The organism is Trebonia kvetii (assembly GCF_007827045.1).
GTDB lineage: Bacteria > Actinomycetota > Actinomycetes > Streptosporangiales > Streptosporangiaceae > Trebonia > Trebonia kvetii.
On record NZ_RPFW01000004.1, the window covers coordinates 789,670 to 816,377 of the forward strand.

The 26,708-nt window shown below is 70.9% G+C and carries 23 protein-coding genes; 13 read left to right on the forward strand and 10 right to left on the reverse strand.

Going from position 1 to position 26,708, the window contains the following annotated elements; translation table 11 throughout:
* Window positions 1–68: 68 nt before the first annotated feature.
* The 4 genes from hcaB to EAS64_RS23590 are packed head-to-tail and all read right to left on the reverse strand — an operon-like array spanning window position 69 to window position 2,993.
* Window positions 69–848 (reverse strand): 3-(cis-5,6-dihydroxycyclohexa-1,3-dien-1-yl)propanoate dehydrogenase, encoded by a 780-nt coding sequence (hcaB, locus tag EAS64_RS23575; protein ID WP_246115824.1) that lies wholly within the window; start codon window positions 846–848, stop codon window positions 69–71.
* Entirely contained in the window at window positions 848–1,081 is a 234-nt protein-coding gene (locus EAS64_RS23580) for a dihydrodiol dehydrogenase (RefSeq protein WP_145856098.1), read from the reverse strand. Before EAS64_RS23580 ends, hcaB begins: the two co-directional genes overlap by 1 nt.
* Window positions 1,078–1,611, reverse strand: coding sequence for a 3-phenylpropionate/cinnamic acid dioxygenase subunit beta (locus tag EAS64_RS23585; RefSeq protein WP_145856101.1), 534 nt, complete (start codon window positions 1,609–1,611; stop codon window positions 1,078–1,080). The genes EAS64_RS23580 and EAS64_RS23585 overlap by 4 nt, the downstream gene beginning before the upstream one ends.
* On the reverse strand, window positions 1,608–2,993 hold the full coding sequence (locus EAS64_RS23590) for an aromatic ring-hydroxylating dioxygenase subunit alpha (protein WP_246115825.1): 1,386 nt from the start codon (window positions 2,991–2,993) through the stop codon (window positions 1,608–1,610). The genes EAS64_RS23585 and EAS64_RS23590 overlap by 4 nt, the downstream gene beginning before the upstream one ends.
* Window positions 2,994–3,040: 47 nt before the next feature.
* Between EAS64_RS23590 and EAS64_RS23595 the strand changes: the two genes are divergently transcribed.
* The 3 genes from EAS64_RS23595 to EAS64_RS23605 are packed head-to-tail and all read left to right on the forward strand — an operon-like array spanning window position 3,041 to window position 6,020.
* Complete coding sequence (locus tag EAS64_RS23595; RefSeq protein WP_145856103.1) at window positions 3,041–4,630, forward strand: class I adenylate-forming enzyme family protein; 1,590 nt, start codon at window positions 3,041–3,043, stop codon at window positions 4,628–4,630.
* Complete coding sequence (locus tag EAS64_RS23600) at window positions 4,627–5,637, forward strand: LLM class flavin-dependent oxidoreductase (RefSeq protein WP_145856105.1); 1,011 nt, start codon at window positions 4,627–4,629, stop codon at window positions 5,635–5,637. The genes EAS64_RS23595 and EAS64_RS23600 overlap by 4 nt, the downstream gene beginning before the upstream one ends.
* Complete coding sequence (locus EAS64_RS23605; protein ID WP_145856107.1) at window positions 5,634–6,020, forward strand: nuclear transport factor 2 family protein; 387 nt, start codon at window positions 5,634–5,636, stop codon at window positions 6,018–6,020. The genes EAS64_RS23600 and EAS64_RS23605 overlap by 4 nt, the downstream gene beginning before the upstream one ends.
* Here EAS64_RS23605 and EAS64_RS23610 read toward each other — a convergent pair.
* Window positions 6,017–6,709, reverse strand: a complete 693-nt coding sequence (locus tag EAS64_RS23610; RefSeq protein WP_145856108.1) for a TetR/AcrR family transcriptional regulator — start codon at window positions 6,707–6,709, stop codon at window positions 6,017–6,019. The two genes, EAS64_RS23605 and EAS64_RS23610, sit on opposite strands and share 4 nt — an antisense overlap.
* Before the next feature lie 91 nt (window positions 6,710–6,800).
* Between EAS64_RS23610 and EAS64_RS23615 the strand changes: the two genes are divergently transcribed.
* The 6 genes from EAS64_RS23615 to EAS64_RS23640 are packed head-to-tail and all read left to right on the forward strand — an operon-like array spanning window position 6,801 to window position 13,417.
* Window positions 6,801–8,438: an ABC transporter substrate-binding protein gene (locus tag EAS64_RS23615; RefSeq protein ID WP_145856110.1), complete on the forward strand. Its 1,638-nt coding sequence runs from the start codon at window positions 6,801–6,803 to the stop codon at window positions 8,436–8,438.
* Window positions 8,439–8,446: 8 nt separating this feature from the next.
* Window positions 8,447–9,397: an ABC transporter permease gene (locus EAS64_RS23620; RefSeq protein WP_145856112.1), complete on the forward strand. Its 951-nt coding sequence runs from the start codon at window positions 8,447–8,449 to the stop codon at window positions 9,395–9,397.
* The gene (locus tag EAS64_RS23625) at window positions 9,394–10,245 is read left to right on the forward strand and encodes an ABC transporter permease (RefSeq protein ID WP_145856114.1); all 852 of its coding nucleotides are present in this window, start codon (window positions 9,394–9,396) and stop codon (window positions 10,243–10,245) included. Before EAS64_RS23620 ends, EAS64_RS23625 begins: the two co-directional genes overlap by 4 nt.
* Entirely contained in the window at window positions 10,242–11,240 is a 999-nt protein-coding gene (locus EAS64_RS23630) for an ABC transporter ATP-binding protein (RefSeq protein ID WP_246115826.1), read from the forward strand. Before EAS64_RS23625 ends, EAS64_RS23630 begins: the two co-directional genes overlap by 4 nt.
* Window positions 11,233–12,063, forward strand: a complete 831-nt coding sequence (locus tag EAS64_RS23635; protein ID WP_145856117.1) for an ABC transporter ATP-binding protein — start codon at window positions 11,233–11,235, stop codon at window positions 12,061–12,063. The genes EAS64_RS23630 and EAS64_RS23635 overlap by 8 nt, the downstream gene beginning before the upstream one ends.
* Window positions 12,014–13,417: an amidase gene (locus EAS64_RS23640; protein WP_145856119.1), complete on the forward strand. Its 1,404-nt coding sequence runs from the start codon at window positions 12,014–12,016 to the stop codon at window positions 13,415–13,417. Before EAS64_RS23635 ends, EAS64_RS23640 begins: the two co-directional genes overlap by 50 nt.
* Window positions 13,418–13,484: 67 nt before the next feature.
* Here EAS64_RS23640 and chrA read toward each other — a convergent pair whose 3' ends face one another.
* The 4 genes from chrA to EAS64_RS23660 form a co-directional block, all read right to left on the reverse strand.
* Complete coding sequence (chrA, locus tag EAS64_RS23645) at window positions 13,485–14,798, reverse strand: chromate efflux transporter (RefSeq protein ID WP_145856121.1); 1,314 nt, start codon at window positions 14,796–14,798, stop codon at window positions 13,485–13,487.
* Window positions 14,799–14,800: 2 nt separating this feature from the next.
* Entirely contained in the window at window positions 14,801–15,643 is an 843-nt protein-coding gene (locus EAS64_RS23650) for an MOSC domain-containing protein (RefSeq protein ID WP_145856123.1), read from the reverse strand.
* A gap of 56 nt (window positions 15,644–15,699) precedes the next feature.
* The gene (locus EAS64_RS23655) at window positions 15,700–17,343 is read right to left on the reverse strand and encodes an alpha/beta hydrolase fold domain-containing protein (protein WP_145856126.1); all 1,644 of its coding nucleotides are present in this window, start codon (window positions 17,341–17,343) and stop codon (window positions 15,700–15,702) included.
* A gap of 288 nt (window positions 17,344–17,631) precedes the next feature.
* The gene (locus EAS64_RS23660; protein WP_145856128.1) at window positions 17,632–18,798 is read right to left on the reverse strand and encodes a cobalamin-independent methionine synthase II family protein; all 1,167 of its coding nucleotides are present in this window, start codon (window positions 18,796–18,798) and stop codon (window positions 17,632–17,634) included.
* Window positions 18,799–18,880: 82 nt separating this feature from the next.
* On the opposite strand from EAS64_RS23660, the gene EAS64_RS23665 reads away from it, so the two are divergent.
* Window positions 18,881–19,594, forward strand: coding sequence for a GntR family transcriptional regulator (locus tag EAS64_RS23665; protein WP_187366132.1), 714 nt, complete (start codon window positions 18,881–18,883; stop codon window positions 19,592–19,594).
* Between the two features lie 134 nt (window positions 19,595–19,728).
* Here the strand turns inward: EAS64_RS23665 and EAS64_RS23670 are convergent, their stop codons facing one another.
* Window positions 19,729–21,747 carry a LamG-like jellyroll fold domain-containing protein gene (locus EAS64_RS23670; RefSeq protein ID WP_145856132.1) on the reverse strand — a complete coding sequence of 673 codons (2,019 nt, stop codon included), beginning with the start codon at window positions 21,745–21,747 and terminating at the stop codon, window positions 19,729–19,731.
* 215 nt (window positions 21,748–21,962) lie between these two features.
* On the opposite strand from EAS64_RS23670, the gene EAS64_RS23675 reads away from it, so the two are divergent.
* The 3 genes from EAS64_RS23675 (at window position 21,963) to EAS64_RS23685 (ending at window position 26,657) form a co-directional block, all read left to right on the forward strand.
* Entirely contained in the window at window positions 21,963–22,925 is a 963-nt protein-coding gene (locus EAS64_RS23675) for a quinone oxidoreductase family protein (protein ID WP_145856729.1), read from the forward strand.
* A 244-nt stretch (window positions 22,926–23,169) separates the two neighbouring features.
* A complete protein-coding gene (dxs, locus tag EAS64_RS23680; protein ID WP_439333618.1) occupies window positions 23,170–25,197 on the forward strand; it encodes a 1-deoxy-D-xylulose-5-phosphate synthase in 2,028 nt (675 codons plus the stop codon).
* Between the two features lie 11 nt (window positions 25,198–25,208).
* A complete protein-coding gene (locus EAS64_RS23685; RefSeq protein WP_145856134.1) occupies window positions 25,209–26,657 on the forward strand; it encodes an FAD-dependent oxidoreductase in 1,449 nt (482 codons plus the stop codon).
* The last annotated feature ends 51 nt before the right edge of the window (window positions 26,658–26,708 follow it).

Consider the following 26,708-nt stretch of genomic DNA (forward strand, 5'->3'; position numbering starts at 1 on the left):
GAACGCGCTCGTGTCGATTCGACACCCAGGCCTGCCCGCTCGTGACATCGCCTCCAGGATCTGCGGCGCTACTTGACGCCGATGCCCCCGTCGGAGTGCACGATCGTGCCGGTGATGCCGCGCGCCCGGTCTGAGGCGAGGAACATGTAGCTGCCGGCGTGATCCGCGCCGGTGAGCGCGACCCGCAGCGGCGTGCGGTCGCGCAGCTCCTGTTCGCGGCCGGGTGCCGAGCCGAGCACCTGATCCGACATTCCCAGGCTTCGCGGGCCGGTCAGCTCGGTGCCGAGCGTGCCGCCGGGCGCAACGCCGTTGACACGGACGTCCGGCGCGAGCTCGTGCGCGAGCGAGATCACGCAGCCGCGGACCGCGAACTTGGACGCCACGTACAGGATCCCGCCGCGGCCGGGGTAGAAGCCGGACGTCGAGACCGTGAGCACGACAGACCCGCCGGACTTGCGCAGCTCGGGCAGCGCCGCGCGCACGCTGACCAGGTGGCTCTTGACGTTGACCGCGAAGATCTCGTCGAACGCCGCGTCGAGCTGGTCGTCGTCGATATCGGACAGGCCGCGGTAGAAGTCGAAGATCCCGACGCAGTTCACCAGCACGTCAAGGCCGCCGAACGCGCCGGTGACCGCCGCCACGGCGGCCCGGCTGTCGGCCATCGACGTGGCGTCACCGCGGCTGACCAGGCAGTCAGGCGCCTCCGCCGCCAGCTGGTCCGCCTTGTCCCGCGACACTTCAAGCGCCGCGACCCGGGCGCCCTCCCGGCTGAACTCGGTCACGACCGCGCGGCCGATCCCGGAGCCCGCGCCCACGACGAGCGCGCGCTTGCCGTCGAGCCAGCCCATCAGTCCTCACCCTCCGGCCCGTGCGGCGTCCTGAGCAACGCCGTGAACAGCTCGTGGCCCTGCCAGGTCAGCGCCTCGAGTTCGAGCGGGCAGAGCATGATCTGGCGGCCAGAACTCGGCACGAAGATGCGCAGCCGCATGCCGTTACGCGTCCGCACCGGCTCCACCACGACCTCGGTGAACTCGTTGCCCAGCCGGATGGACGCCGCACCCGTTCGGTGGACTTCTGTCATAGGAAAACCGCCAGGTTCTGGGTGCGCAGCACCGCCTCGTCCACCAGGATCTCCCGTCTGGCGAGCCGCAGCCCGCCGGCGGTCTCCCGCAGCACGTCGGTGCGGCCGGCCGAGACCAGGTCGGCCTCGCGGGTGTCGCCCCTGCTGCGGAACAGCAGCACGGCCGACTCGACGCGCAGCTCCGTGTCGCCGCGGGCGAAGGTCCGCACGTTGGTGACGAAGTGCCTGGTGCGCGACGGCGGGTCCTCGGTCCACGCGTGGTCGGTGGCCAGCCGCTCCACCCGCTTGCGCAGCGCGTACATGTCCTCGTCGAAGTGACCCATGTCGGAAAGCGTGTCGAAGCCGGCCCCGCGGGCGGTCGTCACCCGGACGGGCATCAGGTAGCGGATGTCCTCGCACAGCAGGCCGAGCCAGCCGGCGTAGTCGGCCGCGTCAAGCAGCGCGGCCTCCTCGACGAGGAACTGGTGCGCCGCCTGGTGCGCGGTGTCGGAGTAGGGGAGCGGCAGCGGCTTGCCAGTCTGGGCGGTCATCGCACGCCGCCCATGTCGGTGCGCGCGCCTGCCGGGGCAGCGCTGACCGCGGGCTCGCGCTCGAGGTGATCGGTCCACTGGCGCAGCCAGTGCCGCTGGTTGAACTCGCCGAACCCCTGGTAGGCGACGCCAGGGCCAGCGAACGCGGCGAGCGGTGGCTTGATCGGCTGGCCGGCCGAGGTGAGGCCCATCCGGCTGTTCAGGTTGAGCCGCCGCGCCATCGAGCCCGCCGCCATCTCGGTGATGGAGACCCAGTTCTCCACGTCGTCCTGCTCGAACATGCCGGAGCTGCCGAAGCACATCAGGTAGGCCTTATAGGAGTTGCGCTTGAACTCCTCGGGCGCCGCGGCGTCGACGGCGAACCAGGACAGCACCTCGGTCTCTCGCTCGCTGACCGGCTGCCACTGGCGCAGCGAGATGAACGGGGCGACGGTGCCGTCGGCGTCGATCTGCGGCCAGTTGTGCACCAGGCTCAGGTTGGGGAACAGCGTCGCCGCCGACACCATGAAGCCGCTGTCCTCCACGAGCGCCCGTTGCCGGGCCGACCATGATTCGGCCATGCCGCCGATCATCGCGTCCGGGTAGCCGACGTAGCGCAGCTGGCCGGCGAAGTCGCCGCCTGGCGGCAGCTTGTAGGTGGTGCCCGCGCCTGGGCCCGCCACGTAGAGCGCGCCCTCCTTGCGCTTGCTCGCCTTCGGCTCGCGGAACAGCCCGATGTCCACCACGCTGGCGTGGGTGTGCGGCGTGTGGTAGCTGTCGCCCGCGAAGTTCTCCGCGCCGATCTTCCAGTTCGCCTTGATCCGCCAGCGCTGCGGGCCGCGCAGCTCGATGCCCGCCGGGCTCTGCCGGGTGTAGAAGTCGAGGTAGAAGGCGAAGTCCCCGAGGTAGTCGCGCAGCGGCGGCGCACCGGGATCGAGGCTGATGAAGATCAGGCCGTTGTGGATGTCCATGGACGGGGCGGACAGCAGGGACTGGTCCTGCCGCGGGAAGCCGTCTTCGCCGCCGTAGGCCTCGGCGTGGAACGGCAGGCCGGCCAGCCGGCCGTCGTTGCGGTACGTCCAGGCGTGGTAGGGACACCGGAAGTGCGAGGCGTTGCCCATCTCGGCGCGGCACACCTGCATGCCGCGGTGCAGGCACATGTTGAACATGACCCGGACCGTGCCCGACTCGTCCCTGGCCACGATGAACGAGTCGGCGAGCACCCTGCGGACCACGTAGTCGCCTGGCTCGGGTATCTCCGACTCGTGCGCGAGGAACACCCAAGACCTGGCGAACAGCCGGTCCCGTTCGGCGGCGAAGATCTCCGGGTCGCCGTAGACGTGCGCGGGGATCATGCCGCGCCGCACGTCAGCGAGCACGCCGGCCAGGTCGGTAAAATTCATGCGGGAAGTCTGTCCTACAGAAGTCGTTTCTGCAACGATACGTCCTTATGCAGAGCTTCATCCACGTTCTCGACTGGCGCGCGAACGTGCACCCGCAGGTGACCGCGCTCGCCGACGACAGGGGAGCCGTCTATGACTACGCGCGGCTGCGTGCCGAGGTGGAGCGCCTGGCGGGTGGCTGGGCCGGCCTTGGCGCGGCCCCGGGGAACGTGGTCGCGATCCTCGCGAAGAACAGCGCCGATTTCCTGGTGCACGCCTTCGCGGTGATGCGCGCGGGCGCCACGCCCGCGTTCGTCAACTGGCGGCTGTCGGCCCGCGAGCTCACCGAGGTGCTCGACCTGGTCAAGCCGGTCGCGATCGCGGCCGACGCCGAGTTCGCCGGCCTCGCCGACGCGGCCTGGCCTGCCGCTAGGTCCGCGGGAGAGGCGCCGGACCGTGCGATCATCGGCGGCGGGCCGGTGCCGCCCGGGTGGCGTGACGGCGCGGCGCTGGCCGGGCCAGTTCCGCCCCGGCCCGCGCTGACCGGCGACACCGTGCTGGCTCTCGTGCACACCAGCGGGACCACCGGACGGGCCAAGGCGATACCGCTGCGGCACGGCGCGCTGATGGCGAGCCTCGCCGACTTCGCCATCGAGATCGGTGACCAGGTCGCCGGGTCGCATCACCTGCAGATCCTGCCGCTGTTTCACCTGGGCGGCTTCGGGCAGTGTCTGCAGGCGCTGCTCACCGCGGGAACGGTGCACATCCACACGGCGTTCGACCCCGCGGCGGCCATCGACGCCATCGAGGCGGACAGGATCGAGTTCTTCACCGCGGGGCCTTCGCTTATCGACATGCTCGTCGCGGAGGTCCGCCGCCGCGACGCGGCCGACCTGTCCAGCCTGCGCGAGATCGCCTACGGCACGGCGCCGATCACCCCGTCCCTGCTGACCGCCGCGGTCGAGACATTCGGCTGCCGTTTCCGGCAGATCTACGGCAACACCGAGAGCCAGTCCATGATCAGCCTGCTCGCCCCCGCCGATCACCAGCCGGGCCATCCGCGGCTGGGCAGCGCTGGCAAGGTCTCATTCGGCTGGGAGGTGCGCGTCGTCGATCCTGACGGCCGCGACCTGCCGCCGGAGACACCGGGTGAGCTGCTCATCCGCGGCGAGTGCCTGTTCTCCGGATACTGGCGCGACGCCGACGCGACAGCCGCGGCCTTCGCCGACGGCGGCTGGTACCGCACCGGCGATATCGTCCGGCTGACGGCGGACGGCTATCTCTACATACTCGACCGGGCCAAGGACATGATCATCAGCGGCGGCGAGAACATCTATCCCGCCGAGGTCGAGGCCGTGCTCGCCGCCCACCCGGCGGTCGCCGACGTGGCGGTGGTCGGGCGGCCGGACGCCAGGTGGGGCGAGGCCGTGCACGCGGTGATCATCCCGCGGGCCGGTCAGGCGGACGCCCTGTCGGACGCCGGGATCATCGGCTGGTGCCGGGAGCGGCTCGCGCACTTCAAGTGCCCCAAGAGCGTCGAATTCGCCGACTCGTTCCCGCGCACCAGCACCGGCAAGGTGCTCAAGCGAGAGCTGCGGGCTCAGCTGGCGCGACAGGAAATGAGGGGGCCAGAGAAGATGGGAGAGGCGCGTCCATGACCATGCCCCTGGGCCTGTCAATCGCCTCGCACAGCGGGCTGCCGCCCGCCGGGGTCGGCGCGGTGGCGCAGGCCGCGGAACTGGCCGGCTTCGGCGCGGTGTTCGTCGCGGAGGGGCACGGTGACGCGCTCGCGCTGTGCCACCCGGTGGCGGCCGCGACGCGGCAGGTCCGGATCGGGACCGCGATCACCAACGCCGCGCTGCGCCCGCCCGTGCTTGCCGCCAAGACCGCGGCGCAGCTCGACCACGCGAGCGGCGGCCGCCTCGTCCTCGGCCTCGGCGTGGCGAACACGGTGATGAACGCGCGCTTCGGCATCGAGCCGTTCCCGCCGCTGACGATGATCGAGGAATACACGGCTGTGGTCCGCTCGGTACTCGGCGGCAGTACGGGCGGGTACCGGGGCCGGGTCTTCCGGGCGGGCATGGTTCCCCTTGACAGCCCGCCGGTGCGCGCCGACCTGCCCGTCTACCTGGCCGCGCTCGGGCCGCGGATGCTCGAGCTGGCAGGCCGGATCGCCGACGGCGTGATACTCAACCTCATGACGCCGGCCCAGGCGGGCGAGGCGGCGCGGACCGTCCGCGCGGCGGCGCTGGCCGCCGGGCGTGACCCGGCGTCGGTCGAGGTCGCCTGCGTCGTGCACTGCCGCGTCGCCGACGACGGTGCCGATGGCAGGGCCGCGGCCGCGGCGGCGGCGCGGGGCATCGTGCCAAGCTACGTGCTGCATCCCGCGGCGCCGCGGCTGTTCGGCGAGCTTGACGGCGGCCCGAGCCTGCGGGCTGCCCGCGAGCGGGTGCTCGCGGGTGACCGCGCGGGCGCCGCCGCCCTGGTGCCGCAGCAGGTCGCCGACGGGTTCGTGGCGCACGGCAGCGCGGATGAGGTCCTGGAACGGGTCGCGCAGTACCAGGCGGCGGGCGTCGACCTGCCGGTCCTGTTCCCGGTGCCCGCGGGCGGCGACTGGGGATACGAGAAGACGATCGCCGCGTTGGCAGGAAAGGTGCTGCGATGAGCGAGCAACTGGTGGTGCGCTTCTTCGCCGCCCTGGAGGCAGGCGACATCGCCGCGCTGCGCGAGATCTACGCGCCGGACGCCGTGATCTGGCACAACGACGACCTGCTCGAGCAGCCCGTGGAGGAGAACCTGAAGGTCCTCGCGGGCCTGCACCGGGTGGTGTCCGGCCTGCGCTATGACGTGATCCGGCGGGTCCCGGCGCCGGACGGCGTGCTGCAGCAGCATGTCTTGCGCGGCCGCCTGCCCGACGGCGCCGAGGTCGCGTTGCACGCCGCGATGTACCTGCGGGTCGGCGACGGGCACATCACCAGGATCGAGGAGTACCTCGATTCCGGTCAGCGGGCGACGATCAAGGCCGCCAGGGAACGGATGGCGGGCTAGCGGGGCGCCCTCGCGTGCGCCTCGCACGCGCACGGGCGCGGCGCGCGCGCCGCGATGCCGCCGAGGACGAGGGACAGGATCGTCTCAAAGATGTCGTCGTCCTTGACGACGGGCAGTTCCTCGCGGACGCACCAGATGTCCGGGTACACCGTGCGGTCGGCGACCAGGTACGCGCGCGTCCACGCTTCCCTGTCCTTGCGCTGCGCGGCCTCGTCGAGTGCCAGGAACGTCGCCTCGCCGCCGGACCAGAAGAGCGTGAAGTCGCCGAACGCCCGGTAGACCACCGCCGCCTCCTTCCCGGTGAAGCCGGCCTGGTGCAGCGCGCCGATGATGATGTCGACCGCGCGCATCTCCGCGGGCCCCTGCGTGGTCCGGTAGTTGGTCAGCGAAGCGGCGGCCGGGTGCGCCAGCGAGGTGTGGCGGGCTCGGCGGGCGAGGTCGCGCAGCGTCTCGATCCAGCACTCGGAGGGCTCGATCCCGCTGAGACCTTCCTCGATCATCGCGTCCGCGATGGCCAGGATCAGGTCGTCCTTGCTCGCGAAGTGCCGGTAGATCGCGGTCGGGTCCGCACCGAGCGCACGGCCGAGCTTGGGCAGGCTGAATCCCGCCACGCCGTCCTTGTCGAGCAGTCGAAGCGACTCGCGGACGAGCAGTTCGCGGGTAAGGCTGCCCCGCGGCAGACCGCTCATGGGACCCCTTTCTTTGTGTTATGGACACTGTACGGCAAATGCTTGGTCATAACCATTGACAAGATATTTGTCCATAAAGTTCACTACGGCCATGACTCGCCGTTGGCTTCGCTACACAGCCGCTCTCGCCCTGCTGGTCGGCCTGCCGGCCTGCGGCCGCTCGCTCAGCTCAGCTACCTCCGCCGCGCCGGCCGCGCTCTCGCCCACTGCGGGACTCGTCGCCACCACGCCGGCGGGCACCAAGCAGGTCACCAGCCTGACCTGGGCCGTCTACCGTGACGTGAACTCGCTCGACCCCGCCTTCGCGTTCGACTACCCAGAGAACACCGCGATCTCGCTGATGTGCGAGTCGCTGCTGCGCCAGCAGCCGGACGGCTCGCTGGCCCCCGGCCTTGCCACGGTGACGTATCCGTCGTCGACCTCGATCGTCTTCACGATCCGCAAGGGCGCCGCGTTCTGGGACGGCCACCCGGTGACCCCGGCCGACGTCGTCTACAGCCTGGACCGGCAGATGAACCCCGCGACCGGCGGTTTCTACGGCCAGGGGTTCGACCGGGTGAAGTCCATCGCGGCGACCGGCGCCGACCAGGTGACGATCACCCTCAAGCAGCCCGACTACTGGCTGCCAGGCGAACTGGCGTCGATGGGCGGCGTGATCATCGAGAAGGCGTTCGCGGAAAAGCAGGGCAAGAATTACGGCACGCCCGCCGGGTCGATCATGTGCACCGGCGCGTACAAGCTCAAGTCGTGGACGCCTGGTGTCGGCGTCACCGCTGTGGCCGGCAAGAACTACTGGGACCACTCCGTCCACCCGATGGTTCAGCAGATCGTGCTCAAGGGCGTGCCCGACCCCACGAGCCTCACCTCAGGCATGCTCACCGGGGCAATTCAGGGTTCCTACTACTTCGGCCTGTCCACGCTCAGCCAGCTGCAGAAGAGCAAGAACGTCAAGGTCTACCAGGGCCCGGGCTGGGAGACCGACGCGTTCGTGGTTGCGGCGAACTCGGGTCCGCTCGCCAACGTGAAGGTGCGCCAGGCGCTGTCGCTCGCGCTCAACCGCAAGTCCATCATCAGCCAGGTGTACGACGGCGCGGCGCTGATGCCGCGCTGGCTGGCCAACCCCGGCGCGTTCGGCTACGGCACGCAGGTGTTCAACACCGCCTACAACGGTTCGGCGGTGATGAACCAGAACCTGGCCGCGGCGAAGAAGCTGGTGCAGCAGGCGGGAGCGGCGGGCCAGACGATCACCCTCGGCACGTCAAGCCAGATCCCGAGCATCGCGGCGGAGACCGGCGCCTACCAGCAGGCCGCGGAGGCGATCGGGCTGAAGGTCAAACTCGACTCGGTGTCGGCGGACAACTACATCAACTTCTTCACCTCGGCCTCGGCGCGCAAGGGCGTGGACGGCTGGATCACGGTGAACTACGGCGACTACGCCGACCCGGCCGCGCTGCTCGCCACCGTGGTGCTGCCCAATGGGTCGCAGAACTACGACAGCTACAGCAACACGCAGCTGACCTCGCTGCTCCAGCAGGCCCGGGGCACCGCCGACCTGAACGCCCGGGCCGCGCTCGTCGCCAAGGCCGAGCAGCTAGCCGCCAAGGACCTGCCGTGGATCCCCAACGCGCAGCCGACGAACGTGCTGATGATGAACGACAGCATCACCGGCGCGACCGGCTCGTTCGCCTACATGTTCGCGCCGTGGGCCAACACTCTCGGCGGGAAGTAGGGGAAAGCATGCGCTTCCTCGCCCGCCGGATGGCGATGCTGATCGGCAGCCTGCTCGTCGCCAGCTTCGTGATCTTCGGCGCGATGTACATGGCGCCGGGCAGTGCACTCGCGGCACTGTCCGGCGGCAGGGCACTCCCCGCAGCCAGCGTGGCCATCCTCGACCAGCGTTATCACCTCAATGATCCGTTCCTCGCGCAGTACGGATACTGGCTGGACGGTGTGGTGCACGGCAACCTCGGGATCTCGATCACGCTGCGGGAGAATGTCTCCACCCTGATCGGCAACCGGATCTGGACCACTGCCGGCCTTGTGCTGTACGCGAGCCTGATCATCTGCCTCGTCGGCATCGCGCTCGGCGTCGTGGCCGGACTGCGACCCGGCTGGCTCGACACCTCGACGCTCGTCAGCACCGCGGTGACGGCGGCGATCCCCTCGTTCGTCGCCTCGATCGTGCTGATCACGGTGTTCGCGGTCAAGCTCGGCTGGTTCCCCGCCCTGTCGACGGGCACCGGCGGCGGGTTCCTCAGCAACCTGCGGACATTCACCCTGCCCGCGGTCGCGCTCGCGCTCAGTTCGCTGGCGATCGTCGCCCGGGTCACCAGGGCGGCGATCCGCGAGGAGGCGGACCGCGAACACGTGCAGACCGCGATCAGCCGCGGCATACCGCCGCGGCAGATCATCCAGCGGCACATCCTGCGCAACGCGGCGATCCCGATCACCACGGTCTCGGCGATCACGGTGGCGTCGCTGATCGCGGTGGCCGCGGTGGTGGAGACCGCGTTCTCGATGAACGGGCTCGGTGCCTACCTCGTGCAGGCCGCGCAGTCCAAGGACCTCGCGGTGGTGCAGGGCATATCGCTGGTCTTGGTTACCGCGTTCGTCGTGGTCAACCTGTTCGCCGATCTCCTCTACGCGGTGCTCGACCCGCGCGTCAAGCTGGGAGCGAGGGCGTCATGACCGCACTGACCTTCACCAGGGCACGGAGCTTCATTCGGACGCCAGGCAGGCTCGGCAAGTCGGGGACCGCCAGCGCGGTCGTCATCGCCCTCGCCGTGCTCGCCGCGCTGTTCGGCCCCTGGCTCGCGCCCTACGACCCGAACGCGCCGGACCTGCAGATCGCCTGGGTGGGCCCGGTCTCCGGCCACCTGCTCGGCTTCGACTTCCAGGGCCGCGACGTGCTGTCCCGGCTGCTTGCGGGCGCGCAGTCCTCGATGCTGGGGCCGCTTGTCGTCGTCGCGCTCGCGATGGCGGGCGGCGCGGCGTTCGCGCTCATCGCCGCCTGGCGGCGCGGCGCGACCGATGCGGTCATCTCCTCGGGTCTTGACGTGCTGTTCGCCTTCCCCGGCATCCTGCTCGCGGTGCTCGCGACGACGGTGTTCGGCGCGGGGCTCACCGCCGCGGCCGTGGCGCTGTCCATCGCCTACCTGCCCTACGTCGCCCGGGTGCTGCGGGCCGGCGCGCTGCGCGAACGCAGCCAGCCCTACGTGCAGGCGCTCGAGGTCCAGGGCGCGTCGGTGCCGCGGATCTGCCTGGCCCACATCCTGCCGAACATGTCGCGGATGATCGTCGCCCAGGCCACCGTGCTGTTCGGCTACGCGATGGTCGACCTGGCCGCGATCTCGTTCCTCGGGCTTGGCGTGCAGCCGCCCGCACCCAACTGGGGCGTGATGATCTCCGAGAACCAGCCGGGCATCATGCAGGGCTACCCGCTGCCGGCGCTCACGGCGGCCCTGTGCGTGGTCGCCGTGGTGATCGCGGTCAACGTGCTCGGCGAGCGTCTACTTGAGCGGGAGGCGGTCCGATGACCCACCCAAACCTGTTCGAGATGGGGAACCTGCTCGAGGTGGCCGGCCTGCGGGTGACACTTGGGCCAGGGACGGTGCTGCGCGGCGTCGACCTCGCGATCCGGCCAGGCGAGGCTGTCGGCCTCGTCGGCGAGTCCGGTTCAGGCAAGTCGATGACCGCACGCGCGATCGGCCGGCTGCTGCCGCGCGGCGCGCGGACGCAGGGCACGATCACGTTCGACGGCACCGACGTCAACGCGCTCGACGGCAAGGGTCTGCGCGGCTACCGCGGCCAGGTCGCCATGGTCTTCCAGGACCCGCGCGCGCACGTCAACCCGGTGCGCAAGATCGGCGACTTCATGACCGAGGCGCTGCGTACCAACGCCGGCGTCAAGAAGGCCGCGGCCATGGAGCGTGCCGCCGACATGCTGGGCCAGGTCGGGCTGGACGCCAAGCTCCTGGCCAGGTACCCGCACGAGCTGTCAGGGGGCATGCTGCAGCGCGTCATGATCGCCGCGGCGCTGCTCACCAGGCCGCGGCTGCTGCTCGCCGACGAGCCCACGACCGCGCTCGACGTGACCACGCAGGCCGAGGTGATGGCGATCCTCGCCGAGTTGCGCCGCGACTTCGATCTGGCGTTGCTGTTCATCACCCACGACCTCGAGCTGGCCGCCGCGGTCTGCGACAGGACCGCGGTCATGTACGCCGGCCAAGTGGTGGAGGTCCGCGACTCGGCCCTGCTGCACACCGACCCGCTGCATCCGTACACCGCGGCCCTCGGCGCGGCACGTCCGGACATCGGCAGGTCGCAGGCACGGCTGCAGGCGATACCCGGCCGGCCGCTGTCGGGGTTCGAGGCGCCGGATACCGCCTGCGCGTTCGCGCCCCGCTGCGCGCATGCCGCGCCCGGCTGTGAGACGGAGCTGCCGATGCTGACAGAACTGGACGGCGGGCAGTCCCGCTGCCTGCGCGCGGCGCAGCTGCGCGGCACGCTGGGGGTGACGACTGATGCCTGACGTCCTCGAGGTGGAGAACCTGCGCAAGGAGTACGGCGACCTGGTCGCGGTGGACGGCGTGTCGTTCGCCATCGGCGAGGGCCAGTCGCTGGCGATCGTGGGGGAGTCCGGCTCGGGCAAGACAACGATCGCCCGGATGATCATCGGCCTCGAGCGTCCCACCAGCGGGCGGATCAGCGCCTGCGGCAACGACCGGAGCGCTCCCGTCCGCGCGGCGGGCAAGCGCCGGAAGCGCGGCCGCGAGGTGCAGATCGTCTTCCAGGACCCGTACACCAGCCTCGACCCCAGGCACAGCGCGGAGACCGCGATCGACGAGGTGCTGCGCATTCACCACGGCTGGGACGCGGCGCGGCGCAGGGAGCGGGTGGCCGAGCTCGCCGGTCTCGTCGGCCTCGACACCAGGCAGCGGTCGGTTCCGCCCAAGTCGCTGTCCGGCGGGCAGCGGCAGCGGGTGGCGATCGCCAGGGCGCTCGCCGCCGAGCCGAAGGTGCTGATCCTCGATGAGTCGGTCGCCGCGCTCGACGTGTCCATCCAGGCGCAGGTGCTCAACCTGCTCGCCGACATCAGGGACGCGACCGGCATCAGCTACCTGCTGATCAGCCACGACCTCGCTGTCGTGCGGCAGCTCACCGAGCAGGTCATCGTCATGCGCAAGGGCAGCGTCGTGGAGCGGGGGGCGACGGGCACCGTGCTCGACGACCCGCAGCACGCCTACACCCGGCTACTGCGGGAGAGCGTCCCGCGCCCCGGATGGCAACCACAGAGGAGAATCAGTGCATTACCTGTCGGCGACCGAGGCGCTGCGCCTGTTCCGGTCCGGTGAGGCGTCCCCTGTCGAGCTTGTCTCGGCCGTGATCGAACGCGCCGAGGCGGTCGAGCCGTCCGTCAACGCGTTCGCTGAGATGTTCTACGACCAGGCGCTCGACGCCGCCCGCGCGGCGGAGAAGCGGTACCTGGCCGGCGACGCGCGGCCGCTCGAGGGCCTGCCGGTCGCGGTTAAGGAGGAGGCGCCGATCGCCGGGCACCGCAACACGCTCGGCTCGCTGCCGCTGCGCGACGAGGTGGCGACCGTGACCGCGCCGTTCGTGCAGCGGATCATCGACGCGGGCGGCATCGTGCACGCGCGGACCACCACACCCGAGTTCTGCTGCGCGCCGGTCACCTGGACGAAGCTGTGGGGCGTGACCCGCAACCCGTGGAATCTAGCGTACTCGCCAGGCGGGTCGAGCGGCGGCTCGGCGGCGGCGCTCGCCGCGGGCAGCACGACGCTGGCCACCGGGTCCGACATCGGCGGATCGATCCGTATCCCGTCCTCGTTCTGCGGCGTGACCGGGTTCAAGCCGCCGTACGGCCGGGTGCCCGAGTTCCCGCCATTCAACCTCGACCACTACTGCCACGAGGGCCCGATGGCGCGCTCCGTCGCGGACGTCGCGCTGCTCGAGAACGTGATCGCCGGGCCGCACCCGTCTGACGTGGTGTCGCTGCGGCCCAAGCTGGTGATTCCGTCGCCGCTCGAACCGGCGGCTGGCCTGCGCATCGCGCTCAGTCCCGACCTCGGCTGCTTCGACGTGGACGCCGACGTCGCGGCGAACACTCTCGCGGCCGCGGAACGGCTGCGCGAGGCGGGCGCGGTCGTCACCGAGGTGTCGCTGCCGTGGAAGCTCGCGGACATCATCCGCGCGGCGCGGATTCACTTCGGGATGATCTTCGGGCCGTCGGTTCGCCCGCTGCTTGAGGCGCATGGCGACGATCTCACCTCCTACGCGCGGGCGTTCGTCGCGGAGAGCGACGAGATCGCGAAGGAGGACTACTACCAGGGGCTTGAGCTGGAGGCGGCGCTCTACTATCCGCTCGGCGAACTCCTCGAGGAGTACGACGCGCTGATCTGCCCGACGATGGCGGTCCCGGCGCTGCCCGCGGAATGGGATCACGGCGACATCCCCGAGGGACGCAACGACAGCAGTTGGATGGACGTGATGATGACGGTCCCGTTCAACATCGCCAGCCGCTGCCCGGTGCTCAGCGTCCCGTCAGGGCGCGCGGGCAACGGCGTGCCGACCGGCCTATCGATTGTCGGCAAGACCTACGACGACGTGACCGCATTCCGCGTCGCCGCCGCGCACGAGGAGCGCTACCCCTGGTACACCGACCCGGCGCACCGGCCGGCCATCGGGTAGTCCCTGGCACCGTCGGGCCCGCGTGCTGGGGTGGCGCGGGTCCGGCGGTCAGCGTCCCTGCGGCGCGTCACGGCGCCACGGTTCCCGTTGCCAGCGCCACGGTGACGCCGACGGCCGCGGCGGACAGCAGGGTGAGCACGACGCCGCGGCGCAGCGGGAACAGCAGCACGAGCGCCCCGGCAAGCACCAGGTACTGCCATGGGTGGGAAATCTCCCTGGCGAGCGTGATCGCGGAGCCGAAGATCGCGCCGATCGCGGCGGGCCCCGCGCCCTGCAGGAAGGCGCGGGCCCGGCGGTCACCGCGGATCCGGTCGAAGTGCCGGGCGCCGAGCAGCACCAAGGCGAACGACGGCGCGAACGCGACCGCGGAGGCAAGGAGTCCGCCCGCGATCCCCGCCGCCGCGTAGCCCACCACGGCCACGGTCTGCACCACGGGACCCGGCGTAACCTGGCCGAGCGCGACCGCGTTGAGGAACTGCGGGCCGGTCATCCAGTGGTAGCGGCTGACGGCGTCGGCCTGCATCAGCGGGATGATCACGAACCCGCCGCCGAACGATAGCCCGCCGACCTTGATCGCCACCCACGCGATGGACGCGAGCACTCCGCCGCCGACCGCCCAGGTGAGCGCGAGCGGCGCGGCCGCAAGGCCGCGGAGCATGCCGGGCCCGCCCTCCGTGCCCAGCCCGCCCTCCGTGCCCGGCCCGCCCTCCGTGCCCGGCTCCCGCTCTTGCTCATGCGGGCGCTCCCTGGGCGGGTCCGGCGTGGGCGGATGCGGCCCGCGCCGGCGCTGGACGGCGAGTTCGACCGCGCCGCAGGCAAGCAGCACGGCGACAAGCCAGGGGCCGATGGTCGCGGCCGCGGCGAGTCCTGCGGCCAGGTAGCAGAACCAGCGCGCCGTGGCCGGCCTGTTCCGCCAGCTCGGGGTGGCGAGCGAGGCTCCGGCCGCGAGCGCGACCGCGGGGACGGCGCCGCCCGCGCCTGCCCCGGCGCCGAGCACGGCGAGCGGGGGAGAGGCGGACACGAACAGCACAGAAAGCGCGAGAATGACGACCAGGCCGGGCATGAAGAACCCGGCGCCGCCGACCAGGGCGCCGGCCCGGCCGCGCAGCCGCCAGGCGCAGAAGATAGCCAGCTGCGTCGAGGCCGGCCCCGGCATCAGGTTGCAGACCGCGATCGCGTCCTCGAACTCGGTCGCATCCAGCCAGCCCCTCCGCTCGACGCACAGCTGCCGTAGCAGCCGGATGTGCGCGGGCGGTCCGCCGAATCCGATGACACCGATCCGGCCCCACTCGCGCAGCACCGTCCGCAGCGGCACAGCGGGCGCCGGCGCAGCCCCTGCCGGGCCGGGGCCCGGGCCCGCGTCGCCTTCGGTGCCCGCCATGCTCAGGCCGGCCGCGCGACGTCGCCGAGCCCGACCCGGCCCGGGCTGATCACCTGCGCGTAGACGCCGGCGCAGGGCTGCGGTGCGAAGTCGTCCATCGCGCTGATCCTATTGCGGGCGGCGGGCACCCGCAGCGCGTCGGCGTCGCGCGGCAGGTCGCCGTGCTCCAGGGTCGGGATGGCGCAGCGGGGGGTGCGCGCGATGACGCGGATCACCAGGTCACGGCCGACGCGCAGGTCGCAGCCCGCCCAGTCGTTCTCGGCGAACCCCGGCGCCTCGGTGCGGATGACGATGTTGGGCCGGTACCGCTCGAGCTCGACGGTGCCACGGGGGCTGAGCGCCGCGATCCGGTCAAGCGTCGACGTGGTGATCACGTGCAGCGGCGCGAAGTCGACGAAGGTGCCGCCGGGTGAGGCGCCGCCAAGCTGGCCGTTCTCCACCCGGACCAGCGCGCTGATGCCGTCCCGCAGCACCTCCTCGGGGACCGCCCGGTCGAACCTGGCATCGGGCGGCGGGGTGGAGGCCAGCGTCACCGGCTGGTCGAGGAACTCCGACAGTGCCGCCTCGATGCCCGGGTCTGCGGGAACCAGCACGGAACCGTGAGGGAACGTGATCCGCACGGCAGGGCCATGGAATGCGGCGCGAAGCTTCAGCAGGCGCCGCCACAGCCGCGGGTTCTTCGCGCTGGCGATCTTGCCGGACTCCCGGTGGATAAGGCCGAGGACGCGGTCTCCGGCCAGGCCGCGCGCGGTCACCTCGCCGGCGGCCAGGTCCTCGCCGAGCATCGACTTGACCGGGTAGCGGCGCAGCACCGCCACCGTTCCCAGGCCGGTTTCGTCAGTCATCGTCCGCGCTCACGCGCCAAAGCCTATTTTCCCCCGGCACGCGGCGGGTAACGGGTCTAGTCAACCGGGTGGTTTGCGAGCACCGTGCGCGCGAACGCACCGAACTCCGCGAGGGCGCGCCCGGTCTCCGGCAGGAAATCGAACAGCACGAAGGAGTGCACGCTGTCGGCGACCGGACGGAACGTGACCGGGACGCCCGCGTCGCCCGCGCGGCCGGCCAGCGCCTCGGCCTGAGGAAACAGTGCCTCTGGCTCGGCCGCCTGGATGAGCAGCGGCGGCACGCCGGACAGGTCGCCGCGCACCGGCGACACCAGCGGCTGACCGGGGTCCGCGTCGTGCAGGTAGCAGGCGGCGAGCTGCACAAGCACGATCGCGTTGAACCAGGGGTCAGTGTGCGCCGCCAGGCTCGGATGCTCGGGCGAGAGCGCCAGGTCGCAGAACGGCGAGACGACGTGGATGCCCGCGGGCATCCGGTCATGCGGGCCACCGTCGCGCAACGCCAGCGCGAGGCCGAGCGCGAGGCCGCCCCCCGCGCACTCGCCGCTGACGATGACGGGTGCCCGCGGGTACTCGCGGGCAACCGGAGCGTCCGACGCGGGAGCGGGGGGCGTCCGCAGCGCAGCCGTCCCGTCGCAGTCGACGCTGACGGCGGGAAGGCTAGCGTCGGCAAACAGAAGCTCGCGCCGCGCGAACTCGGCGTAACCCCGGCGCTCGCCGAGCCAGCCCGCCGCCCGGTGCTCGCCGGTAAGCGCGGTCCGCCACCGGTTAAAGGCCCGCCGCGCCTCTGGCCGGCGCATCGGGTTGGCGGGCACGGCCAGGCGCCGCGAGAACTCCGCGGCCGGCTGCTCCGCCGCCGCGACCGGATCGTGCGCGAGCAGCCATTCCTGCATCGGCGGGCCCGCCGGGCTGAGCCGCTCGAGCCCGCGGTAGTAGCCGTTGCGCGCCTGGACCTGAACCGGATCGCTGGTCTGGCTGTTGCGCAGATTGACCCGGGACGACTCGAGCATCCGGGTGGTGCGCGCCTTGCGCCGGAACACGTACTCCCGCAGGGCCTCGGGCTCGTGTCCCGGGCCGGCCCGCCGCAGGCAGGCCGCGAGCATGACGGCGTCCTCGAGCGCCATGCCGGCGCCCTGGCCCGCGCTTGGCGGCGCGGGATGCGCGGCGTCGCCGAGCAGGACAACCCGGTCGGAGCCCCAGTGGTCCAGCGGGTCGCGGAAGTAGATCGGCGTGATCAGCGCCCGGTCCATCAGGCCGAGCAGTTCGCGCAGCGCTGGGCAGGCGTCGGTCAGCGAGGCGTGCAGGTCGGCCAGGTCGCCCGATGCAGTCCACGACTCGAGGTGCACCTCGGCGGCGGGCACGAACGCGCTCAGGCTGTAGACGCTGTCCGGGTGCCGGTCGTGCCGCAGCGGATAGAGCAGCACGTGGCAGCGCGGCCCGAACCAGGCCATGATCTTCGCGTCGTAGCGTTGCGGCACCTGCTGCCGCGGTATCAGGCCGCGCCACACCACGACGCCGGTGAACCGGGCCTCCCGCTCGCCCATGAGCTGCTTGCGCGTCGCGGAACGCAGGCCGTCCGCGCCGATGAGCAGGTCGCCGCGCAACTCCGCTCCGCCGGCCAGTTCCACCCGCACGTCGCGCGCGGTCTCCTCGAAGGCGACGAGGCGGCTGCCGGTGCGCACGCAGTCGGCCGGCAGCGACATCAGCAGGCTGGTCAGCAGGTCGGCGCGGTGCCCGCAGTAGTAGGGCTCGCCGTACTTCGCCGCCCGCGGCTCGAGTGACCCGGCGGTGATGACCGCGTCGTCACCCAGGCCGCGCTGCTCGGAAACCTCGATGCGGGCCGCCGTCTGCCGCCAGTACGCGTCGGCGCCGAGGTGCCGCCGCCCGCGATGATCACGCGCACGGTGATTCCCTCACCCAAGACAAGGGCCGTACGGAACGGGTTCGGCCTACCCGCCGCAAGCCACCCGCCCCCGCCGGCCGGCCGGAGGTCAGCGGTGCCACAGTCGCCGCGACGCGATGCGTGCGCCCTCGGCGAGCGCCGCGAACTTGGCCCAGCCCACCGTCGGGTCGACCTCCCGGGAGGCGGCCTGCGAGGCGAAGCCGCAGTCGTTGCCGATCAGCACGTTCTCCCGGCCGACGAGTTGCGCGTACTTCACGGTGAGCTCGGCGATCAGCTCGGGATGCTCCACCCAGTTCGCGCCGTTGCTGAGCATGCCGGGGATGATCACCTTGCCCTCCGGCAGCGTGACCTCCTCGAACGCGTGGAAGTCGTGCAGGTGACGGGTGTTCATCACCTCGAAGGAGAACGCCTGGGCGTTGACCCGCAGCATCGGCCCGATGAAGTCACGCAGCCGCAGGTCGTGGGTGTGCGGCCCCTGGTTGATGCCGTAGCAGGTGTGGTAGCGGATCTTGTCGGCGGGGATGTCGCGCAGCGTGTAGTTGATCAGCTCGACCGTCTCCGCCACGCGCCGGTCGCGCTCGGCGGGCTCGGCGCCGGCGTGGCCCCACAGGCTGGACGCGGCCGGGTCGTCGAGTTGGATCAGGAAGCCGGCGTCGATGATCGCCCGGTATTCCTCGCGGGCCGCGTCGGCGAGCGCGGTGATGAACTCCTCGCGCGACGCGTAGTACTCGTTGTCGTGCTCGGCGAGCCCGGTCGGCAGCGCCGCGGACATGAAGGCCTCGGTGTAGTCCACGGCGCCGAGCGCCGCCCGCAGGTTGGCGATGTCGGCGGCGAGCGCGTCCTGCCCGGTGTACTTGACGGGGCCGCGGCACACCAGCCGGGTCGGCGGGCTCAGCATCGCCCCGTACATCGCGGTCTTGAAGTAGCGCTCGTAGTACTGCGGGAACTCGGCCACCTCGGGCCAGTGGCCGGGCCGCTCACCGGGGGAGTAGGGCACCGACTCGAACCCGGCGAGCCGCTCGGTCAGGTAGGTGGTGAACCCGCTCTTGCGCTGCTCGCCGTCGTTGATGACGTCGAGGCCCGCCTCGACCTGGCGGCGAACGCAGTCGGCGACGGCCGCCGTCGCGCGGGCCTCGAACGCGCCGGCGTCGTAGGGCCGGCCGTTCTCCTTCTCCCGCATCAGCTCGATCAGGTCATCGGGCCTCGCGATGCTTCCGGTGTGCGTGGTCAGGATCCGGTCAGTGCTCGTCCGCACGAGGAGTCCCTTCGTCGCGATGGAGAACTTTATATTATAAAGTTGCTCGGAAATGGCAACCCCTCGGAAAGGGCGATGCGGCATGACGTACGGCGATCTCACCCGCGGCGCCACGACCAAGGCCGACGGGGCCTACCTCGAGATGCGCAACCAGATACTGCTCGGCACGCTCGAGCCGGGCAGCCGGGTCGACTACGTGCGGCTCGCGGCGTCGCTCGGCGTCTCCATCACGCCGCTGCGCGAGGCGCTGCGCCGGCTCGAGGCCGATCACCTGGTCATCCGCAACGCGCACAGGGACGTGGTGATCGCGCCGCTCACCGAGCGGGAGGCGTCGGAACTCGTCGCGGTCAGGCAGGACCTTGACCTGCTCGCGGCGCGGCTGGCCGCCGCACAGATGACCCAGCAAGAGATCGCCGCCGCCAGAAAGCTCGTCACCAGTCGCGACGACACGGAGGCGCTGCGCTACCTGCGGGACGCCGGGCTGCCGGTGGCGGCGGACGGCATGCTCAGCGTCGACCGCGCCTTTCACCGCATGGTCTACTGCGGGTCGCACAACCAGGTGCTGATCCAGTGCAGGGACGCCCTGTCGACCCGCACGGAGCGTTACGTTATCGTGGCGCGCCGCCTGGTCGCGGTGCCGCCCGAGGCCGTCAAGTCACTGCACGAGCGGCTGCTCGCCGCCCTGGAAACGCGTGACGCCGAGGCCGCCGCGGAGCTGATGCGCGCCCACTACCGTGACCTCGACCTCGACTTCGCCGACGTGATCTTCGGTCGGTTGAGCGGCCGCAAGCCCTAGAATTTACGCAGGTCAGACTAGGTATCAGCCTGGTGATGCCTGGCATAGCGAACAAGTATTTCCGCATTGTCCCGCCCGCTTTTAGTGTCTGCGGCATGACATCCGCACCGTACGCGCTCGGCATCTTCCGCCGGCTACCGGTACAGCATGAACTCGCTGACCGGCAGCGGCCGGTTCGCGATGCGGACGTCGCCGACCCAGCCGTGGAAGACCTGGTTGATCGAGCCGCCGTATTCATAACCGCCGAGCGCCCACGGCAACGCGAGCTGCGTGATGCCGGTGGACTTGATGAGGGTCGGGTTGTCGACGGTCGGGCAGCCTTCGATGTACATGATCGTGTGCTTGCCGTCGTTGACGACCGCGACGTGCCACCAGGTGTCCTCCGGCAGGCCCTGGCCCCAGTTGGTGGTCGGGTAGGTGAGGTTCAGCGGGTAGATGTTCCATTGCGGTTCCCGGCCGTTGGAGAAGCTGAGTGTCGCGATCGGCTCATCCGGGTCGGTGTTCTGCCCCTGCTTGCCCGCCTGGGCGCTCTCGCCCCACCGGCTGAGCACCGCCATCCACGCGTTATCGCTGGAGTTCCAGTCGAGCGGGATCTTCACGTAGACCTCGAACGTGAAGCCGCTGGCGAAGGTCTCGGTGTTCAGCGGGGCACTCGCGCCGGTGGTGAAGTACGCACCGCGCAGCGGGCTCTGGCCGCCGTCGAAGTACAGGCTGCCGTGCCCCGGCTGGCTCGGCGCGTGATCGCTGGACCAGGTCAGCGCGGTGTCCGGACTGCCAGGCACGGTGACAAGCGTGCTCAGGTCATTGCCGTGCCCTGACCGGTCGCGGATGGCGGTGCCCGCGGCGACGGGGGTGCCGTTCGCGCCGCCGCCGTCGAACCGCCAGTAGGCGAGGGTGCCGGGAACCAGCACCGAGCTTGCCGGCCTGGCGGACTTCACCAGCGCCGTGGTCGTCGCCAGCCCGATCGTCGTCGCGGGCGCGACGAGCCGCCTCTCGAAATCGATGGGCACCGCGAACCGGTCCACCGCGGTGGTGAGCCGGGCCTCCTGGGCCGCGAGCACGTTGCGCTGCTGCGGCGGGCGGGTCAGCGCCCACGGCGACAGCGTCTCCACGTCGATGGTGTTCCTCGTCATGTCGAAGTGGTAAAGCCGCAGCATCGCACCGCCGCCGAAGTACCTGTTCTGGTAGTTCGTGATGTGCAGGTGCACGTCGTTGCCCGCCGCGTTCTGCGCCGTCATCCGTCCCGGCGGCCAGTAGTGGCCGTTGAGCGTCAGGAAGACCTGGTCGTTTTCGTTGATCAGGCTGTCCCAGACCGTCTGCCCGTACCCGGAGAACGCGGCGTCGTTCTCCGGGTCGCCTGACTGGTACGGGTACACGTTGTCGTCGTAGGTCGACCCGATGATCTCGTGTGTGGTGAGGATCACCGGCAGGGTCGGGTTGTCCGCGATGAACTTGCTGGCCCACGCGAACCCGGCAGCAGAGGTCCGCCAGTCCATCGCGAGCAGCAGCCACTCCCGGCCGCCCGCACGGAAGATGTGCGCGGTGTTGTACCCGGACGCGTCAGAGCCGGCGAACGTGGGCGACTTCTTGAACCGCTGCGGCCCCATCGTCTGCAGGTACGGGGTGGTGCCACGGATGTCGTCGCCGCTCACGTCGTGGTTGCCGGCCAGCACGCTGTAGCCGACCCCCTGCTCGTCAAGGATGTCGAACGCCTTGCCGACGTAGCCGAAGGAGGAGGCCTGCGCGTCCTCGGTCATGTCGCCGAGGTGCGCCATGAAGATGATGTTCGACTCGCTCGTGCTGTTGGCGATGACGTAGCGGAATGACTCTTCCTGCGGCTCCGGGTTGACGCTGCCCTGCGAGCCCCAGTAGAGAAACTGCGTGTCCGGCATGACCGCCAGGGTGAACCGCGGACGGTCCGGATCGGGGTTCCAGGTGCCCGCACCGGAGCGGGCCGAGGCCGCCTGCCGCCCGTCCCTCAGCTCAGCCGCGACCGCCGGGGACACGACCTCCACGCCAAGGGCCGTCGCCCCGGCCACGCCCGCGCCGGCCAGCCCGGCCGTGCGCAGGAACGCCCGCCGGTTCGGTCCCTTCGGCGGCCGCGGCGACGGGCGGTCGTCTCCGTCGTGCTGACACAGGATTTCCTGGCACATGCTGATTACCTCCGGTCCGGGATGCACAGTGGCCGAGTCGCACAGTACGCAGGACCGAACAAGAGGGATCAAATACCGGATGGCGAGCACCGATCGCCTGCATGACCAGATCAGAAACCAATGTGACCCCGGCACCCAGGGACGGGTCACCGCGCGTATCCGCGGCTGGCATGGTAGGTAGTGCAGCGGAGGCAAACGCGAAGGGACGTGATCTTGTGCGGGCGATCGTCATCAGCGAGCTCGGCGGGCCGGAGCAGATGGTCCTCGCGGATCATCCCGACCCGGTCCCTGGTCCCGGTCAGGTCCTCGTCCAGGTCGCCGCGGCCGGCGTCAACTTCATCGACATCTACCGGCGCTCCGGCGTCTACCCGCAGCCGGTGCCCTACGTGCCGGGCAGCGAGGGTGCGGGCACCGTTGTCGCCGTGGGCGACGGCGTCGCCGAGTTCGCCGCGGGCGACCACGTCGCCTGGGCCGAGGGGCCTGGCAGCTACGCCGAACTGGCCGTCGTGGACGCCCGGTGGGCGGTGCCTGTCCCCGGGGGCGTCGACCTCAAGGCCGCGGCGGCGGTCATGCTGCAGGGCCTCACCGCCCACTACCTGTGCCACAGCACGTTCCCGGTGGCCGAGGGCACCGTGGCGGTCGTGCACGCGGCAGCCGGCGGCGTCGGCCTGCTGCTCACCCAGATGATCAAGGGACTCGGCGGCACTGTGATCGCTACCACGTCTTCCGCCGACAAGGCGGCACTCGCCAGGCAGGCAGGCGCCGACTTCACGGCAGGCTACGCGGACTTCTCCGCCGTGGCCCGCGAGGTGACGGGCGGCAGGGGCGCGGACGTCGTATTCGACGGTGTGGGCAAGGACACCTTCGACTCCAGCCTCTCGGCGCTGCGCCCGCGCGGCATGATGGTGCTGTTCGGCGGGTCGAGCGGTCAGGTACCGCCGTTCAACCCGCAGCGGCTCAACAGTGGCGGGTCACTGTTCCTCACCCGCCCCACCCTCGGCCACTACATCGCCGACCGCACCGAGCTGCTATGGCGCTCCGGCGACCTGTTCCGCTGGATCGGCAAGGGTGAGCTGAACGTCCGCGTGGGCGCCGAGTACCCGCTCGCCGACGCCGGCCGGGCCCACGAGGACCTGGCGGGCCGCCGCACCACCGGCAAGCTCATCCTCGTCCCGTAACCTGACGCCCTTGTCGGGCGTCACACGCCACGCCGGTTACGCACGCGAAACACGGGGGTTTCACGGAGCATACGTTCGGGATATTTATTGTGGTTTCTATGGGTTTGACGGGGACTGCCTGGCCTGGGCCGGCGCGCGTTAACCGACACGCGTGTCGGTGAACGGGGTAAGCGCGCAAGACCAGCGCGGACATCGACCACTAGTATCGGGTAATCGATCGCCGAGGGACGCACGAGGAGCAGCCGTGACCATGCTTGAGCGCATCAGCGGCCCGCGGGATCTGCGGGAACTCAGCCAGGAGCAGCTTGGCCTGCTGGCCACTGAGATCCGCGACGTTCTGGTGGAGACGGTGACGAGGACCAGCGGCCATCTGGGCCCGAACCTCGGCGTGGTCGAGCTGACCATCGCCATGCACCGGGTGTTCGAGTCGCCCAAGGACAAGCTGATCTTCGACACCGGGCACCAGTCCTACGTGCACAAGCTGCTGACGGGCCGCTACGGCGAGTTCAGCACGCTGCGGCAGACCGGCGGCCTTTCCGGCTACCCGAGCCGCCGCGAGTCCGAGCATGACCTGGTGGAGAACTCGCACGCCTCCACGAGCCTGTCCTACGCCGACGGCATGGCCAAGGCATACAAGCTGCGCGGCGAGCACGACCGCACGGTCGTGGCGGTGATCGGCGACGGCGCGCTGACCGGCGGCATGGCCTGGGAGGCGCTCAACAACATCGCCGTTGCCCGGGACAGCAGGCTCGTCATCGTGGTCAACGACAACGGCCGCTCCTACCAGCCGACCATCGGCGGCCTGGCGAGTCACCTGAGCGCGATACGGGTGAGCCAGCGCTACGAGCACGTCCTCGACCTGATCAAGACCACGGTGAGCGCGACGCCGCTCGTCGGCAGCCCGCTGTTCGGCGCGCTGCACGGCGCGAAGAAGGGCCTGAAGGACTTCCTGCAGCCCCAGGTGCTTTTCGAGGACCTCGGGATCAAGTACATCGGCCCGATCGACGGCCACGACGAGGCGGCGACCGAGCACGCGCTGCGCCAGGCGCACGAGTACGGCGGGCCGGTCCTCGTCCACGTCATCACCCGCAAGGGCTTCGGTTACCCCCTCGCCGAGCAGAACGAGGAGGACTGCCTGCACCAGGTGCCCGGCACCGCGGGCAAGCCGGCCACCGCGCCCAAGACAGCCAAGCCAGGGTCGGCCAGCACGGCCGCCGCCGCGCCCAAGCCCGTCAAGCGCGCGTGGAGCGACGTCTACAGCGACGAGATGGTGGCGATTGGCGCCCGACGTCCCGACGTGGTGGCGATCACCGCGGCGATGCTGCACCCGGTCGGCCTGGCGCCGTTCAAGGCCGCCTACCCGGACCGGGTGTACGACGTCGGCATCGCCGAGCAGCACGCGGTGACCATGGCGGCGGGCCTTGCCATGGCCGGCCTGCACCCGGTGGTCTCGATCTACGCCACGTTCCTCAACAGGGCCTTCGACCAGCTGCTGATGGACGTGGCGCTGCACAGGCTGCCGGTCACCGTCACGCTGGACAGGGCGGGCGTCACCGGCCCCGACGGCGCGAGCCACAACGGCATGTGGGACGGCTCGATCCTGCAGGTCATCCCCGGCCTGCGGGTGGCGGCGCCGCGCGACGGCAGCAGGATCGCCGAGCTGCTCAACGAGGCGGTGGACGTCAGCGACGGCCCCACCGTGGTCCGCTGGCCCAAGGGCACCGTCGGCGCCGAGGTCGAGGCGGTCGGCAAGCTGGGCACGATGGACGTGCTCGCCGTGCCCGCGGCGGAGCTCGGCAAGGACGTGCTGCTGCTCGGCGCGGGCCCGATGGCGGTCACCGCGGTCGAGGTGGCCAGGCGTCTCGGCGACCACGGCATCGGCGTGACCGTTGTCGACCCGCGCTGGACCAAGCCGGTGGATGAGGCAGTGGTGGACGCCGCTCGCCAGCACCGCCTGGTCGCGGTGGTCGAGGACAACGGCCGCAACGGCGGCTTCGGCGACGCCGTGGCCCGGGTGCTGCGCGACCACGACGTCGACGTTCCCATCAAGACGTTCGGCCTGGCGCAGGAGTTCCTCGACCACGGCACCCGCGACGAGATCCTCGAGACGGCCGGGCTGACGCCGCAGCACCTGGCGCGCCAGCTCACCGAGGCGGTCGCCCGCCGCACACCCGGTGCGTCGGCCGCGGCGGCGGCCGGGACGCCGGCGCAGGCGGACGGGAGCACGCCTGCCGGGCAGGAGTCATCGACGCAGGAGCGGCTGTCCGAGTAGCCTTTAGCGTTATGCTCCGTGTTGCCGTGGTCGGATCCGGTCCGGCCGGCCTTTATGCTGCCGAGGCCCTGGTCAAGCAGGCCGCCCTCCTCCCCGCGCCGGTTCGGATCGTGGTGGACGTGCTTGACCGGCTGCCGACGCCGTTCGGCCTTGTCCGCTATGGCGTCGCCCCGGACCACAAGTCGATTAAGTCGGTCGCGAACTACCTGCGCCGGGTCCTCGAGTCGCCTGGCGTCAACTTCGCGGGCGGCGTTGCCCTCGGCACCCACGTGACCCGCGAGGACCTGCTTGCCAGCTACGACGCCGTCATCTATGCCACCGGCGCGATGCGCGACAGGCGGCTCGGCATTCCCGGCGAGGACCTGCCGGGCAGCTACGCCGCCACCGACTTCGTCAACTGGTACTGCGGCCATCCCGACATCGAGCACAGCGCGTTCACCCTGGACGCGGAGTCCGTCGCGGTCATCGGCGTCGGCAATGTCGCGGTGGACGTGGCCCGCATCCTGGCCCGCGACCCGGCGGAGCTCGAGCAGACCGACATTCCCGAGCCGGTGATGGCCGCACTTCGCGCCTCCAAGGTCCGCGAGGTGCACGTCATCGGCCGCCGCGGCCCGGCGCAGGCCAAGTTCACCACGAAGGAGCTGCGCGAGCTCGGCGAGCTGCCAGGCGTGCACGTCTGGACCGACCCGGCCGAGATGGACCTGACCGAGGGCTTCGACCGCTCCGGCGAGTCGGCCGAGTTGGCCGCCGCCGACCGCCGGGTGCGCGGCAACCTGGTCGCCCTGACCGGCTGGGCCGGCGCCCCGGAGGGCATAGCGGAAGGTCCGGGCCGCAAGCTGCGGATGCGGTTCTGGCTGCGGCCGGTGGAGATCGAGGCATCACCATCCGGAACGGTTGCTGGCCTTCGCCTGGAGCGCACCAGGCTCACCGCGGGCGGGGTATTCGAGGGCACGGGCGAATTCGAGACCCTCGACGCGCAGATGATCATGCGCAGCGTGGGCTACCAGTCCGTGCCGCTGCCCGGCGTGCCGTTCGACGAGCGGACCCACACCATACCGAACGCCAGCGGCCGCGTCCTTTCCGACTCGGGCGAGCCGCTGCCTGGCGAGTACGTGGCCGGCTGGCTCAAGCGCGGACCGACCGGCGTGATCGGCACCAACAAGGGCGACGCCGCGGAGACTGTCCAGGCGCTGCTCGCCGACCTCGCGGGCGGCCCCGAGGTGGGGGAGGGGAAGCTGCCGCGGCCCGGCCTGCTGCGCCATCCCGACGATGACGAGTCCGCCGACTTCCCGGCCGGCCTCGCCTGCGCCGACCTGCTCACGGCGCGCGGCGTCGAGCCGGTGAGCTACGCGCAGTGGCTGCGGATCTCCGAGGCGGAGGAGGCGCTGGCCGCCGCTCTTGGCCGCGGCGAGCGCGTCAAGCTGCCGAACGGCGACGCGATCTGGTCCGCCATCCGCTGACGACTTGCTATGTGACGTCACAGTCCGTAAGAATGTCATTACCCCTCGGCA